This is a genomic window from Mesonia sp. K4-1 (genome assembly GCF_008017825.1).
Lineage (GTDB): Bacteria > Bacteroidota > Bacteroidia > Flavobacteriales > Flavobacteriaceae > Mesonia.
This window is the reverse complement of sequence record NZ_VRLS01000057.1, coordinates 191,278-206,789: the sequence shown is the minus strand read 5'-3', so window position 1 is coordinate 206,789 and position 15,512 is coordinate 191,278. Positions and strand designations below refer to the sequence as shown.

Below are 15,512 nucleotides of genomic sequence, written 5' to 3'. Positions count from 1 at the left end.
GATGCTTAAAAATAAAAGAATAATTCTAGTTCGACATGATTTGACGGACATAAATTTTAGATTTGTAGGACTATTAACAGCGAGCATTAACTTAAATATTCAGAATGAAATACTTAACTATCGGAAAAATTTTAAATACGTATTCTGATCACTTGACGGAAAATGAAATAAAAGAGTTAAAGGAGATCCAAAGAAAACCTAGTTTATTTGTGGAGCAGGCTAAAGCTTTAAAAAATGTATTATTTGCAGAAGAAACAGATTTTATGTTAGATTCTGGAGCTGATGCTAAAGATCGTGCTAAAGGGAAAAACCCTATGAGAGTAGAGTATACAGAACGTATTAACCTTAAAAGGAAAACATTTGGAGTAAGTGTATTAAGCGAAGCGGGCTATACGACGGATAATTCGTCTCAAAAATTCTGCGAAGAGGTGGTGCGACAGACCAAAAATTATAAGGAGCTCATTGATTTAAAGCGAAATGGAGGTAAACAGATTGTGTATGTAGATATGGATAATGTTTTGGTCAATTTTCAATCGGGTATCGATAAAATTTCAGCTGAAGATATAAAAACCTATGGTCCTGATGATTTGGATGAGGTACCAGGAATTTTTGCTTTGATGAAACCTAACGAAGGCGCAGTTGAAGGTTTTGAGTGGCTAAGTAAACATTTTGATGTGTATATTCTCTCTACCGCACCGTGGAAAAATCCTTCTGCTTGGCAAGATAAGTTGCTTTGGGTACAACGCTATTTGCCAGAAGTAGCTTGGAAACGTTTAATTTTAAGTCATCATAAAAACTTATTGAAAGGCGATTTTATTATTGATGATCGTACCGCTAGGGGAGTAGATCAATTTAAAGGAAAACACATTCATTTCACAAAAAACGGAGCGGGATTTGATCATTGGAATGACGTCATCACTTATATGAAAAATTTAATATAATGCGTCCAGGAAATTTAATAGAGCTTACAGGTTTAAGCGCCGATTGGGAAGAAATAGATACGATGATGCTTTATGCTTGTTTTAACTTATTGGAGCGCTTTGTGCAAGAGGAAATGCACCTTACTGATTGGGAGATTTCTGCGAGGCAACAACAGATAAAGAAAGAGATTGATGATTTATCAGCTTGGTGGAATCAGCGAAAGCTAGCGCATCAAGATCTTGAAGACGAGGAGCAACAACAAGAAGACACCGAAATGCTCTTGCGACTAATCCAAATACGAACCTATTTATGGTCTTGATGTTTTGCTTCTAGAAAGAAAGGTAGATTTTTGTGGAGATTATATAACTATATCTGAATTAAGTAATACTCTAAAAACTCTTTTTTATTTTCATAAATAATTTTACCACTAATAAGCAAGCAAAACCAGCGATTAAACCCACGATAAACTCTCCTAATATAGAGGGAATAGCTTCTGGAATAAGGTGATGTATATACTCTACATTATGTACAAAAATTCCTCCTGCTACCAAAATAAGAGCTATGGTGCCAATAACGCTAAGGCTTTTGATGACCTTAGGTAATGCAGCGACTAAAATTTCTCCGAGTTTCTTTTTAAAGCTCTTTTCACCTTCACTTTTCTTGATAAGGTAATAACCTGCTTCATCCATTCTAATAATTAGAGCTACAATACCGTAAACGCCCACCGTTGCGATAAGGGCGATAATACTAACCACTAAGATTTGTGTCGTAATTTCTTCTTGCACTACCGTTCCTAAGGCGATGATCACAATCTCTACTGAAAGAATAAAATCAGTAACGATAGCCGATTTTACGCGTTCTTTTTCAACAGCAAGGATCTCTTCTTCAGTTTTAGCTTCTTTTAATTCTTCTTTTTTAGATTGGTGATGCGGAACAAAAAAATGATAAATTTTCTCGGCTCCTTCAAAACCTAAATACAAACCACCTAATAACAGAATAATCGTAATGGCCACGGGAAGGAAGGCACTCAACAAAAAGGCAATGGGCAGAATGATAAGCTTATTTAATAGAGAACCTTTAGTAATCGCCCAGAGTACAGGAATTTCTCTAGAAGAAACAAATCCCGATGCTTTTTCGGCATTTACCGCTAGGTCATCTCCTAAAATTCCTGCTGTTTTTTTGGCAGCTACTTTACTCATCACCGCTACATCATCCATGAGTGCAGCGATATCATCTAAAATTGCAAAAATTCCTGAAGCCATAAATTAGGGTTGAAAATTGAAGTTTAAAAGAAAGAAATTATAGAGCTTTTAACTTTTTTAATTTCGCTTTCCAAGTCTCCAAATCTTGCTTATGACGTTCTATATTCTTTAATACTTCTTTAAATAAAGGATTAGACTCATCGGCATTAGAGAAAAACTGCATGTTGTTTTCTAGCTGTCTTATTTCTGCCTTAGTTTCATCTATTCTCTTGCGAATAAAAAACTGTTCTTTTCTTATTTTCTCGGTATCATCGGCATCATCTAAAGCTTGTAAACGATTTTCGTATTTCAGCATTTCAGATTCCTTTTTACTCATATCGAGGTCATTGAATAAATGGTCTAATGTTTTATTAAACTTCCCTTCAATATACTTCATCTTATAAGGTACTCGACCTAATTCTTTCCACTCAGATATCTTCGTTTTAATAATAGCTAAAGCTTCTTTGTGGTCTTTTGGTAATTGAAGTTCTTTTACCTCTTCTAGCATTTGTTTTTTCTTCTCAAATGCTTCGATACCTTCTTTGTTTTCTTCGTCTTGTTTGGTATGCAAACGATCAAAATAATGGTTACAAGCTTTTTTAAAGCGTTTCCAAATCTTATCGCTGTCTTTTCTAGGAACGTGACCTATTTTTCTCCATTCGCTTTGAACCTTTTTCATGATAGGCGTAGTAGCCTCCATATCATTATTGTCCTTATTATCTTCCGCAATTTCAACAAGGTTCAACTTCTTTTCTAAATTTTGATATTGCTCTTTTTTAAGGTCTTTATAGTAAGCATTCTTTTTACGGTTAAATTCTCTTACCGTTTGCTTAAAACTCGACCAAGTTTCTTCATTCACATTTCTAGGCACTTTTCCTGCCTTAAAAAATTGCTCACGTAAAGCTTCTATTTTCTTAATACGTTGCTGCGCGTGGTTGTGAGATTCAATTTCTAAATCTGCAATTTCTTTAATCTGGCTGATCAGCTCTTTCTTTACTTCTAGATTTTTTTCTTTTTCTTGATCTAGTTCTGCGAAATGTGCTTGTCTATTTTCGTGTATTTTTTTGGTCGCTTCGCTAAATTTCTCCCAAATGTCTTCTCTGTATTGTTTTTCAACAGGGCCTACATCTTCTTTCCACATTTTATGGAGCATTTGTAGTTCTCTAAATGCTCTATTAATGTTGGTTTCTTGTGCCAACTCTTCCGCTCTAGCGATCATTTTCAACTTTTGTTCTAGATTGTGCTTAAAGTCCATGTCTCTAAACTCTCTATCTAGGTGTAAGAAATCATAAAAATGCTCTACGTGGTGGTGGTAATTGTTCCAAACTGTATTGTATTGATCTCTAGGAATAGGACCTGCTTTTTTCCAACGGTCTTGCAGTTCTTTAAATTCTTTAAAGTTAGCATTCATGTCGGCTCCAGCGCCCACCATTCCTTTTAACTCTTCAATGATGGCAAGTCTACGCTTTAAATTCTCGTTTAAATTTTGCTTTAACTCTTGGTAGTGATGATTGCGTTTTTCTTTATAATCGAAGTAAGCAGAATTGAATTCTTTTTTTACAGGAGTAGAGTAGTGAAAATCTATAATATTACCTCCTTCTTCTAAGAAATCTTCCTTCTTTTGCTCCATTTCTTCTTCAAATTTCGCATTAAATTCGGTTTTGATTTCTTCTACATGATCTTTTATGGCTTGAATTTTTTCATTTTTTACCAATGAATTTAATTCGCCTATCAACTCATTCATGCTCATAGCATGATAGTCTTTCATTTCAATATCGTGTCTTTTCCCCGAATCTTCATCTTCACTATCTTCGGCAATTGCGTCATCCATTTCTTTATGCATGTCGTTTGCTTGAGGTTCATCATCCTCAGAGGTTACAGGGGTTTCCGCAAGTTTTTCGCTATCGGCCTCTTCTACCATTGCACCTTCTAAATCGGCATTTTTTTCATCGCTTTCTTTAGCTTGTGGGGTGGAGGCTTGCATTTTTTGCTCTTCGTTTTCTTCGTTGCGGGTTTCCTTGTCAGACATGTCTTTCAATGTTTAAGTTCATATTATTACAAGTTTGAAAGATAGTAACTAGGAGTTGTTTCTGCAAGAAAAAATAAAGGGAAGCAAATTCTTGTTATTCGTTCCAGATTTGCCAAGCTCTTTCGGCTTGATATTCTAGCATTTTTTTTCCATTATAAATGCTACATCCGCGTATTTTGCCTTTGGCTAAAAATTCGGTTATAGGTGGATTGTAAACAAGATCATAAAGAAGATGACTGCTTTCTAAAAATTGGTAGGGTAGAGCTGGAGATTCCTTTACTTTAGGATGTGTGCCTACAGGAGTACAATTAATAATTAATTGATGTTCTTGAATGATAGTTTCATCTAAATCCGCGTAAGCAAGATCTTGCTGCTGCGGATTTCTAGAAACGAAACGATATTCAATACCCATAGATTTTAAGGCGTTTGCCACCGCTTTAGAAGCGCCTCCCGTGCCTAAAATAAGCGCGTGGGTATGTTGCTTTTCTAGTATAGGAAATAGAGATTTCATAAAGCCAAAAGCATCGGTATTGTAGCCTACGAATTGGTTGTTGCTGATTTTAATGGTATTTACCGCTTGTATTTGCTGTGCTTCTGGAGATAACTCATCTAAAAAAGGGAGAATACTTTCTTTATAAGGAATAGTAACATTAAGTCCGTTTAAGCCTTTGTTTTTCTGAAGCACTAACTTCAATTCTTCTATATGTTGAAGATCAAAATTCTCGTACGTAGCATCGATTTGAAGCTGATTGAATTTCTCCTGAAAGAATTTTCTAGAAAAGGAGTAAGATATATTTTTACCTATTAAGCCAAATTTTTTCATGTTTGTTTTTCTTTTGAAATTCTGCCGTAACGCTCTAAACCAATCACAACTAAAACGCCTACTACTATAAAAATGAAGGCGATATAGGTTTGGGTATCTGTTAAACTAGGCAAATAACGGTCGTAATTATCGAGAATGCGATTGCCATTGGCATCGGTTAAAAATTTACCGCTATAATTAGTTTTAAAAATTTTCTCTTTCCAAGGCCAAACGACTCCTAAAGACCCTGTAATAAAACCAATAATAATGGCATAGGTAATATTTTTGTAATGATTGAGTACATAACCCAACACGTGAGATAGGGTGACTAAGCCTACCACAGAACCTGCGGTAAAGCTAGCGAGTACTTGCAATAACCTTACTCTTTCTTGATTATTAGTAAATGAAAAATCTAATTTCATCAAATCGGTTAAGGTGTCAAAAAGCGCATTGACCGAGTCTACTAATAACAAAACATAATTACCAATAAGGATAAGGATAAAAGATCCCGAGAGTCCTGGTAGCGTCATCCCCGAAACGCCAATAATGCCACAAATAAATACAAACCAAAGGTTGTCATTTTCGGTAGCAGGTTCTAATAAGCTAATACCAATCCCAGCCAGCATTCCGACAAGAATAAACAGAAGGTTTTTAGAAGACCTAAGGTTAAAATCTTTAGCGATATAATAAATAGAACCTAAAATCATCCCAAAGAAAGTGGACCAAACATAGAGTTCATAATGAACAATTAGATAGTCTAAAATTTTAGAAACACTAAAATAGCTAATAACCATACCCAGCACCAAAAGACCTAAGAATTTCCCGTTGATGTAATGATAAAATTCTTTAAATCTTCCTTTGATCAAGAACTGAAAGGAGCGGTAATTGATGCGTTGTAACGAATGAATAAATTCTTCATAAAAACCAGCGACAAAAGCAACCACGCCCCCAGATACCCCAGGAACTTTGTTGGCAGCTCCCATGGCAAGGCCTTTGAGTACTAAAAATAATTTATCGCTAAACGTTCGGGTTTGCTGCATTCCCTTCTGGTTTTTCTTCGGCTACTTTTTCTAATATGATAATCAATAAAAAGCCTGCTAACATTAATAATCCAGCATATAGTAAATAAGATTCTCCATTGAAATTCCAAGGGAGAACCGACTCTTCGTTGATCACTTTTTCTTTATCACCAAACATTTTGGTTTCTAATACGTGCTTCCACGGCCAAATTTTATTTAAGGAACCCGCAATAAATCCGGTAAGGATCGCTAAGGTTAAATTTTTATAATGCTGAAAAAGCCACTTTAAGACTTTAGAAAATAATAACAAACCTGTAATCGCTCCCAAGCCAACTACAGCTACTTTTTTTAAATCGAAGTCGTGAACTGCTTTGGTGATAGTTTCGTAAGCGCCTAAAAGCACTAAAATAAAAGCTCCGCTAATACCAGGTAAAATCATAGCGCAAACCGCAATAGCCCCCGACATAAATAAATACATATAGCTATCATTAGAGGCGCCAACAGGTAAGGTGGTGATATAAAAAGCAAGTATAGCTCCTAATATTAAGCCTATGAAATTAGCGATTTTCCATTGTGTAATTTGTTTGGCGACAAACCAAATACTGGCGATTACCAAGCCAAAAAAGAAAGACCAAATAAGAATAGGATGATGTTCTAATAGATAGCTCGCTAAGCGCATAAAGGTAAATACGCTAATTAATACACCTGTTAAAAGCGCGACGATAAAACTACCGTTTAATTTTTCCCAAAAGGCAGCAAAACCTTTGTTTTTCCATTCCGTTACTAGAGCGTAATCTACATTACCAATGGTGGTGATTAACTCTTCGTAAATACCTGATATAAAGGCGATGGTTCCTCCAGAAACACCTGGGACAGTATCTGCGGCTCCCATAGCCATGCCTTTTAGACCTATAGTGAAATAGTCTTTAATTTTTCTACCCATGAAATTGATTCGATTCTATAAAAGTAAAAATACTAAAATAGAAAAGAAGGGACTAATTTTAATGCGACAATTGATTAAGCTTTATACTTATTAATAAGGCTTTGAATGCTAGGACGGTCAAAGATATTAGGAAATAGGTATTCTATAACCATCACATATTCTTCGTCGATTTCTAATCCGTTTTTGAGGTGATAGTATCCTTTTTCACCTTCATTAATGGTAAAATGTAAACCCGATAAACGGTATTCAATTTCTGCGGTATCTGGATAAAATTCTATGGCTTGAAACATGGTTTCTATCGCCGTTTCATATTCTCCTAAATTAATAAGTAGATCGCAGCGAGTTACCCAAGTTTCTAACTCGTAGTTTCCTAGTTCTAAACTTTTCTTTAGGCCTTTTTCTGCTTCTTCAATAAAGTTGAGTTTTTTATTGATCTTCGCAAAACGCTTCCAGTAAAGCACATTTTCTTCATCGATTTGAATGGCTTTATTGATGTAGTATAAAGCTTTTTGGAAATTGAGTTTGCGGTAATGAAAATCGGTGATCGCAATCCAAGCTTTATCTAACAACGGATCTTCATGCGTTGCCTTTTTATAATAATGAATCGCCAAATCTTCCACCTCTAACTTCTCATAACATTTACCAATGCGTAAATAAGCAAAGGCGGTTGGGTCATCCAACTCTAGCGTTATTTGATAGTTTTGTATGGCTTCCTTATACTTTCCTAATTTTTCAAAAACTTTACCTTTCTCAAGGTAAGCACCAATAAAAAGCTCGTCAGATATAATGGCGTATTCAAAAGCATCTAAAGCTTTTTCGTATTTTTTTAGATCGAAATATTGTTTTCCTATTTGATGCCAAGCTACTTCACAATATGGATTTTGCTCAATAAAAGAAAGAAGGTATTTAATAGACTCCTTGCTTTCTTCTAGCATATCAAAACAATAGATGATATTGTATAGCGCGCTATAATCTTCTTGATCTATAGCTAAACACTCCATGAAATTCTTTTTGGCATTTTCGTAATCTTCCAAAAACATATATTCCATGGCTAAAAGCGAATATACATCGGCGGCATCTGTGGTGTTTTCTAAGGCTATTTCTAGCATTTGAATGGCCTCTTGATGCGCATCTTTTTTAGATAAAATATTGGCTTTTTGTATATAAATCTCTTCGTTAGAAGGTTCAATTTTATGTAAGCTATTTAAAATAAAATCGGCTTCTTCTAATTTGTTTTCGAAAATATAAATTTCAACCTTAAATAGAAGTAAGTGAATAGAGTTAGGGTGTTGCTCTAAACCTAAGCGTACTGCTTTTTTTGCCAATGCAATTTTCCCCACTTCTAAGTAATGAAAAATAATAGATCCAAATTCGTCGGCATCAAAAAACAAAATATCATTTGTTTTGAGCATCGACTCAAACTTTGAAAGAGAAAAATGGTGTTCTTCGTTTTGACTTAACTGCATACACGAATGTTTACTATATCTACATTACTAAAGTTAGTCAGTTATTTTAAGAAAACTTACAGTAGTAAATGATTGTTGTTAACAAATTAATTAACAGGTTTTTTTTCGATTTCGTCTAAAAGCTGTATAATTTTTTTACATCCTTCTCTAATTTCTTGATCAGAAATAGTTAAAGGCGGCGTAATACGTACTGCTCGTTTTTCAAACAGCAACCAAAAGAGGATAAGTCCTTCTTCTTGTGCTTTTAAAACCAAATCATTGGCAACTTCTTCTGAAGAAACAATTAAAGCCAACATGAGACCCGTTCCTCGAATTTCTTCAATGAGCGAATGTTGTAATAATTTTCTAAATAAAGCCTCTTTTTCTAAGGTTTCTTGCATTAAAGTGGAAGAGGTAATTTCTTTTAAAGTCGCTAAAGCCGCCGCTGCTATAATTGCATTGCCGCCAAAAGTGGTTATATGTCCCATTTTTGGGTGATCACTTAAGCTATTGATAATTTCATTTTTAGCGACAAAAGCCCCAGCAGGCATTCCTCCAGCCATACCTTTACCAATAACTAAAATATCTGGAGTGACCTTGTATTTTTGGAAAGCAAATAAATGTCCTGTTCTTCCAAAACCAGGCTGGATTTCATCTAAAATTAATAAAGCTCCCACTTCTTTGCAGCGTTCTTTTACCTTTTGGAGGTAATTATTTTGCGGCTCGATAAACCCAGCGCCACCCTGAATGGTTTCTAAAATTACGGCAGCTGTTTTTGTAGTGATCTTAGAAATATCCGCGACAGCGTTAAAATGAAGGTGATTAATATCTGGAATTAAAGGATAAAATGGCTTTTTGCGTTCTTCAAAATCCATTAAACTTAAAGAACCCATCGTATTACCGTGATAGGCCCTATGAGCTGAAATGATTTCTTGTCTTCCTGTATATCTGCGAGCCAATTTAAGCGCTCCCTCAATAGCTTCGGTGCCACTGTTTACCAAATAAGTGGTGGCATTTTCAATTTCTATATGTTCTGCCAAGAGTTTTGAAAACTCAATCGCTGGTTGTTGTGCATATTCGCCGTAGACCATTACATGCATATATAGGTCGAGCTGCTGTTTTATGGCATCTACTACTTTTGGGTGTAAATGACCTAAGCTGCAAGCAGAAACTCCCGCAACAAAATCTAAATAAGCTTTTCCTGAAGTATCATAAATATAACTTCCTTTAGCACGCTCGACTTCAATTCCTAGAGGGTGTGGTGTGGTTTGCGCTTGGTAGGTGAGAAAGTCTTTTTTCATTCTTCAGACTTTAGGGTAGGTTGATTTTCTTTTAATTGCGGAGCTTTGGATTGCTTGAGTTGCAAAGTATCCTTCTCTCGATTTTGAAGTATTTTTGGGGTTAGCCTAGAATTTTTATTGAGCATCATTTCTCCGTTTTCTTCATCCTCTTCTTTTTCATCAAAAAATTCGTCTTCTTCTTCCGGCAACGGGATTCCTGTAATTTTGGGTAGATCTAAAGGAGGGTCGTTGAGAAACAAATCTTCTTTTTTTAGCAATTGTTCTTCGCCTCGCCAATTAAAACCTTTTAGTTCTCTCGCATTTTCAGGAAAATCTTCCTCTTTATAAAGTATACTTTCTACATCGGTATAATAATAGATGTCGGTAATGGCTTTTTGCTGAAATAAAATCTTGATCGATGAAGAGATGGCTTTATCAATTCCGATAAGGGTACCATCGTCATTTCTGCTGTAGAAAATGGTTTCGGTATTTTTAATAAAGTTGGTTTGGGTGATTTCGTTGTTTTCAAATAAACCAAACATTTCTTTTCCTTTTACCTGATTGAAACCGCTAATAGAATCCTTTTGAATCATAAAAGCACTTTGAAACACTTTTAAGGAATCTAGCTTGTTGGTGGTCACATTGTTTAGCAAGTGAATGGTGTCTCCCGTCATTTGATTGTCTCCCGTCCACACCACAGGTTCGCCTAACATTTCGGTTAAGCCTGTATATTCATTTACCACAACAGAATCACATTTACCACTCATATCAGATTTGTAAAGGCGGGTGTTGTAAAAACCTTTAATGAGGCGACGTTCTGGTTTCCCAGTAATCATTAAGGTATCGCTATGTATGTGAATGGAATCTTGTTCTTGCTTCATAGAAGCCAAGGCTCTTTTGGTAATAAAAACCGAATCTTTTGCACGAAACACTTCGGCATAATGACCTGTGATTAAAGATTGGTTGGCGGTATCGGTTACTTTAATATTATTGGTGGCTGAGGCAAAACTATTCTCTCTGTTAAAATAAATACTGTCTCCTTGTAGCTTTCGATTGTCGTAATAAATAGTGGAGTTTTTTACAAAATGACCTTTGTCATTGCGCGTGTCATAAAACCCCCGTTCGCAATAAACTTCGCTAGCTTCTCCAGTAATAGTTGAAGGTCCGTAAAGGTAAGCGTGTCCTGTTTCTGAATAAAAATCGATTTGCTCGGAATTGATCACGTATTCTGGGTTGGTCACCACTACATTTTGAATAAAAGAAAATTTATCTTGCTCCATAAAAAACCTTCCAACTCGGCTTGTAATCGTACTAGCCGTATCTTTTACGGTTCCGCCACTGCGATAAAAAGCTTGTTGCTTAGTTCGATCAAAAAATAAGGTATCGGTGGTAAGACGGTTGTTGGGTGTGGTAAGCAATACGTTAGTACTAGCAAAAGCGAATTTGGTTTTTCCATTATATTCGGCATATTCGCTGACCATATTGACGGTGTCGCCTTGTACCATTTTTACATTTCCGAAGGCTTTAAAGAAATCATCCTCTTTGTAAAAAATAGCTTGATCGCACCATACCTCAATCCCTTCATGATTAAAATATACCTGTTCGGTTACTTTACTCAATAAAAAAGCTCCCGGGTACTTTTCCTCGTTTTTAAGCGATCTTTCACTGGTGTAGTCTATTTTTTTGGTTTCATCTTGGGCTTGAACGGAGAAGCCTAAAACAAAAAATCCGAAAAGAAAGAGAAGGTAATTTTTCAATGCTTTAATTTTTGTCAAAAGTAATCATTAATATGATAACGAATATAGAGTCTTTAATCAAAAAACGCTCCAAAAAGGAGCGTTGAGTTGTAATTTTAGAATTTGATTAATTTCTAATAATAGTTTGTTTTCTATCGGGTCCTAATGAAACAATACTAATAGGTACGCCAATAAAGTCTTCTATATATTTAATATAGTCGCTAAAGTTTTGCGGGAATTGATCTTCAGAAGTCATTTGAGTTAAATCTTCTTGCCAACCTTTTACCTCTTCATAGATAGGAGATACATTTTCTTCTTCTATATTAAAAGGTAGATGGTGAATTTCTTTTCCTTTATAGTTGTATTTGGTACATACTTTTAAGGTATCAAAACCGCTTAACACATCACCTTTCATCATCATCAACTGTGTTACCCCATTGATTTGAACCGTGTATTTTAAAGCTACTAAGTCTAACCAACCGCAACGTCTAGGTCTCCCTGTTGTAGCTCCAAATTCATTACCTACTTTGGCCATTCTTGCACCATCCTCATCAAATAATTCGGTAGGGAAGGGACCGCTACCTACACGTGTGGTATAAGCTTTAAAAATACCATACACTTCATTAATTTGATTTGGGGCAACTCCTAATCCTGTACAAGCTCCTGCTGCAGTGGTATTACTAGAAGTTACGAATGGGTAAGTTCCAAAATCTATATCGAGTAAAGAACCTTGTGCTCCTTCTGCTAAGATTGTTTGACCACCCTGTTGTGCTTTATGTAAATAATCTTCAGAATCGATAAAAGTAAGTTTCTTTAAAGCTTCAACAGCTTCAAAGAATTCTTTTTCTAATTCTTCTAAACTATATTGAATATCGACATTATAGTAAGAAATCATCGATTCGTGCTTATTGGCTAAAGAACGGTATTTGTCTTTCCAATCGCTTAATTCTAAATCTCCAATACGTAAACCATTTCTACCGGTTTTATCCATATAAGTAGGTCCGATTCCCTTTAAGGTAGAGCCTATTTTAGCTTTTCCTTTAGCGGTTTCTGAAGCTGCATCTAAAAGTCTATGAGTAGGAAGAATGATATGTGCTTTTCTAGAAATTAAAAGCTTCGACACGAAGTCGATATTAAATTTCTCTAAATTGTCAAGTTCTTTCTTAAAGATGACAGGATCAATTACTACACCGTTACCTACCAAATTAATGGCTTTATCATGAAAAATCCCAGAAGGGATGGTGTGTAAAACGTGTTTTATTCCGTCAAATTCTAGGGTATGCCCAGCATTGGGTCCGCCTTGAAATCTTGCAATAATATCATAATTCTTTGTAAGTACGTCAACGATTTTTCCTTTTCCTTCGTCTCCCCACTGTAGTCCTAATAGCAAATCTACTGCCATAAAATGTTTATTTGGATGGTTTTTTATTTCCATAAAAGTATAAAGAGTGCTTGCTTATTTCTATATCAAACACTTCTTCTATGGTTTTTTTAATGGATTCTATTCTTGGATCACAAAACTCTATCACCTCTCCAGTATCGGTTAAGATGACGTGATCGTGTTGTTTGTCAAAGTAAGATTTTTCATATTGAGCCTGGTTTTTACCAAACTGATGCTTTCTTACTAGCCCACAATCTAAGAGAAGTTCTATGGTATTGTATAATGTAGCTCTACTCACACGATAGTTTTTATTCTTCATAGTGATATATAGAGATTCAATATCAAAATGTTCTTCATGGTCGTAAATTTCTTGAAGAATAGCAAAACGCTCTGGTGTTTTGCGGTGTTTCTTATCTTCTAAAAACTTGGTAAATACGTTTTTAACTACTGCTTGATCGTTATTTTCTTTCTTTGTGCCTTCCATATGTTGGTTGCAAATTTAAGCTTTATTCACGGGTTACTTTATCAATTCCGTTTATTTTTTTTAATCTCGTCATTAATTTTTTGAGAATGGTTTTATTCTTTACGATGACCGTTATTTTTCCTTGAAAAACGCTCTCGTGACTATCAAAGGAAATATTACGCATATTAACGTGCAAGTTATTAGAAATCTCTTTAGTGATTTCGCTGACCAATCCTAAATTGTCTAAGCCATTGAGGTTAATTACCGCTCTAAATTCTTCTTGAGAAGAATCTATCCATTTGGCAGAAATAATTCTGTAAGCATAATTACTTTGTAATTGTATAGCATTAGGGCAGTCTTTTTTGTGTACTTTAATACCTTCGTTTACGGTTACAAAACCGAATACAGGATCTCCAGGGATAGGGTTACAGCAATTAGCTAACTTATACTCTAATTTATCTTCTTCTTTTCCAAAAACCAATAAATCAAAATTAGTGGTGATCTCCTCTTTATTGAGGTCTTCAGAGATACTCGGTTTTCGAATTTTATTCTTAAAGAATGAAACCAGCGCATTACTTCTAGAAGCGTTATACTGTTTTAAGGCAATATTGTCTATAGTTCCTATTCCTACGCGGTAAAATAAATCTAAACTGGTTTTTAGTTTAAAAAACTTTACCAGCTCATTAATAGTCTGTTTGCTGTATGGAACTTTAAGAGAACGTAGTTTTCTGGCTAGAATGGCTTTTCCTTCTTCAGCTAATTTCTTACGCTCTTCTTTTAGTGCATTTTTAATTTTAGATTTAGCACGTGCGGTATTGGCATAATCTAGCCAATTGTTATTGGGCTTTATATTTTCTGAAGTGATGATATCTACTTGATCGCCACTTTTTAATTTATGACTTAACGGAACTAATTTTCCGTTGACTTTAGCTCCTCGTGTTTTTAATCCGATTTCTGTATGAATGCTAAAGGCAAAATCTAATGGAGAAGAACCCTTTGGTAGCGATTTTAAATCTCCTTTTGGCGTAAACACAAAAATCTCTTTAGAATACAGATTAAGTTTAAACTGCTCTACAAAATCTACCGCATTGGCTTCACTGTTTTCTAGTGCTTCTTGAAGCTTATTAAGCCATTGCTCTAAATTTTCATCTTCTTGTTTGGCGCCATGCTTATATTTATAATGAGCTGCATATCCTTTTTCTGCAATCTCATTCATGCGCTCACTTCTTATTTGTACTTCTACCCAGCGTCCTTTAGGGCCCATTACAGTAATGTGTAAAGCTTCATAACCCGTAGATTTAGGAGAAGAAATCCAATCTCTTAAGCGAATAGGATTGGGGCGAAAATGATCGGTTACAATTGAGTAAATTTTCCAAGCCAGAAATTTTTCTTCTTCAGGAGAACTTTTGTAGATAATTCTAATCGCAAACTTATCATAGATCTCATCGAAAGTGACATTTTGCTTTAAAATTTTCTTGCGAATGGAGAAAATGGACTTAGGCCGTCCTTTAATTTCGTAAGCTAAATTTTCTTTATCTAATGTATCTGCAATTACTTTAGAAAAGTCTTTGATATATAAATCCTGCTCCTCTTTACTATCTTTAATCTTGTTTAAGATATTCTTGTAAATATCTGGTTCGGTATATTTTAAACTAAGATCTTCTAATTCTGTTTTAATATTATAGAGACCTATTCTGTGGGCAAGGGGAGCGTAGATATAGAGCGTTTCTGAAGCAATTTTAACTTGCTTGTCTTCTCGCATTGAATCCATCGTTTGCATATTATGCAATCGATCGGCGATTTTTATTATGATTACTCGGATATCATCATTCAGTGTCAATAACATTTTTCTAAAGTTTTCCGCTTGAAGCGAAATATCTTTATCGTGCTCTAAATGACTTATTTTAGTGAGACCTTCTACAATTCTAGCAACGACCACACCAAACATATCTTCCATATCCTGAAGCGTAAAATCCGTATCTTCTACCACATCGTGTAAAAGTGCCGCTGCAATAGAGGTAGCATCTAAGCCAATCTCTGAAGCCACGATTTTTGCCACGGCAATAGGATGAAAAATATAAGCTTCTCCAGATTTTCTACGCTGGTCTTTGTGAGCATCTACAGCTGTTTCAAAAGCTTTTCTAATGAGAATTTTATCATCATCAGATAAGGCTCTGTAACTTATACGCAGCAACTCTTTATATTCTTGTGCTATTTTCTTGTTCTCGATGCTTATTTCTTGTTCTGTCATA

General features: G+C 35.2%; 13 protein-coding genes. 2 read left to right on the top strand and 11 right to left on the bottom strand.

The window, feature by feature from the left end:
• Positions 1-104: 104 nt before the first annotated feature.
• Entirely contained in the window at positions 105-941 is an 837-nt protein-coding gene (locus FT986_RS16185; RefSeq protein ID WP_147865111.1) for a hypothetical protein, read from the top strand.
• A complete protein-coding gene (locus FT986_RS11080) occupies positions 941-1,240 on the top strand; it encodes a hypothetical protein (protein ID WP_147865110.1) in 300 nt (99 codons plus the stop codon). The genes FT986_RS16185 and FT986_RS11080 overlap by 1 nt, the downstream gene beginning before the upstream one ends.
• A 70-nt stretch (positions 1,241-1,310) precedes the next feature.
• Here the strand turns inward: FT986_RS11080 and FT986_RS11075 are convergent, their stop codons facing one another.
• The 11 genes from FT986_RS11075 to FT986_RS11025 form a co-directional block, all read right to left on the bottom strand.
• Positions 1,311-2,183, bottom strand: a complete 873-nt coding sequence (locus FT986_RS11075) for a DUF808 domain-containing protein (RefSeq protein ID WP_147865109.1) — start codon at positions 2,181-2,183, stop codon at positions 1,311-1,313.
• A 37-nt stretch (positions 2,184-2,220) separates the two neighbouring features.
• Entirely contained in the window at positions 2,221-4,191 is a 1,971-nt protein-coding gene (locus tag FT986_RS11070) for a DUF349 domain-containing protein (RefSeq protein ID WP_147865108.1), read from the bottom strand.
• Positions 4,192-4,285: 94 nt separating this feature from the next.
• Positions 4,286-5,014 (bottom strand): shikimate dehydrogenase, encoded by a 729-nt coding sequence (locus FT986_RS11065; RefSeq protein ID WP_147865107.1) that lies wholly within the window; start codon positions 5,012-5,014, stop codon positions 4,286-4,288.
• Positions 5,011-6,033 (bottom strand): DUF368 domain-containing protein, encoded by a 1,023-nt coding sequence (locus FT986_RS11060; protein WP_147865106.1) that lies wholly within the window; start codon positions 6,031-6,033, stop codon positions 5,011-5,013. The genes FT986_RS11065 and FT986_RS11060 overlap by 4 nt, the downstream gene beginning before the upstream one ends.
• On the bottom strand, positions 6,011-6,955 hold the full coding sequence (locus tag FT986_RS11055) for a DUF368 domain-containing protein (RefSeq protein ID WP_147865105.1): 945 nt from the start codon (positions 6,953-6,955) through the stop codon (positions 6,011-6,013). The genes FT986_RS11060 and FT986_RS11055 overlap by 23 nt, the downstream gene beginning before the upstream one ends.
• 74 nt (positions 6,956-7,029) lie before the next feature.
• Positions 7,030-8,421: a tetratricopeptide repeat protein gene (locus FT986_RS11050; protein WP_147865104.1), complete on the bottom strand. Its 1,392-nt coding sequence runs from the start codon at positions 8,419-8,421 to the stop codon at positions 7,030-7,032.
• Positions 8,422-8,507: 86 nt separating this feature from the next.
• A complete protein-coding gene (locus FT986_RS11045) occupies positions 8,508-9,701 on the bottom strand; it encodes an aspartate aminotransferase family protein (RefSeq protein ID WP_147865103.1) in 1,194 nt (397 codons plus the stop codon).
• Entirely contained in the window at positions 9,698-11,437 is a 1,740-nt protein-coding gene (locus tag FT986_RS11040) for an OstA-like protein (protein WP_147865102.1), read from the bottom strand. The genes FT986_RS11045 and FT986_RS11040 overlap by 4 nt, the downstream gene beginning before the upstream one ends.
• 106 nt (positions 11,438-11,543) lie before the next feature.
• Positions 11,544-12,818 carry an adenylosuccinate synthase gene (locus FT986_RS11035; RefSeq protein ID WP_147865101.1) on the bottom strand — a complete coding sequence of 425 codons (1,275 nt, stop codon included), beginning with the start codon at positions 12,816-12,818 and terminating at the stop codon, positions 11,544-11,546.
• A gap of 7 nt (positions 12,819-12,825) precedes the next feature.
• Complete coding sequence (locus FT986_RS11030) at positions 12,826-13,281, bottom strand: Fur family transcriptional regulator (protein ID WP_111540882.1); 456 nt, start codon at positions 13,279-13,281, stop codon at positions 12,826-12,828.
• Between the two features lie 22 nt (positions 13,282-13,303).
• A complete protein-coding gene (locus FT986_RS11025; protein ID WP_147865100.1) occupies positions 13,304-15,511 on the bottom strand; it encodes a bifunctional (p)ppGpp synthetase/guanosine-3',5'-bis(diphosphate) 3'-pyrophosphohydrolase in 2,208 nt (735 codons plus the stop codon).
• Between the last annotated feature and the right edge of the window lies 1 nt (position 15,512).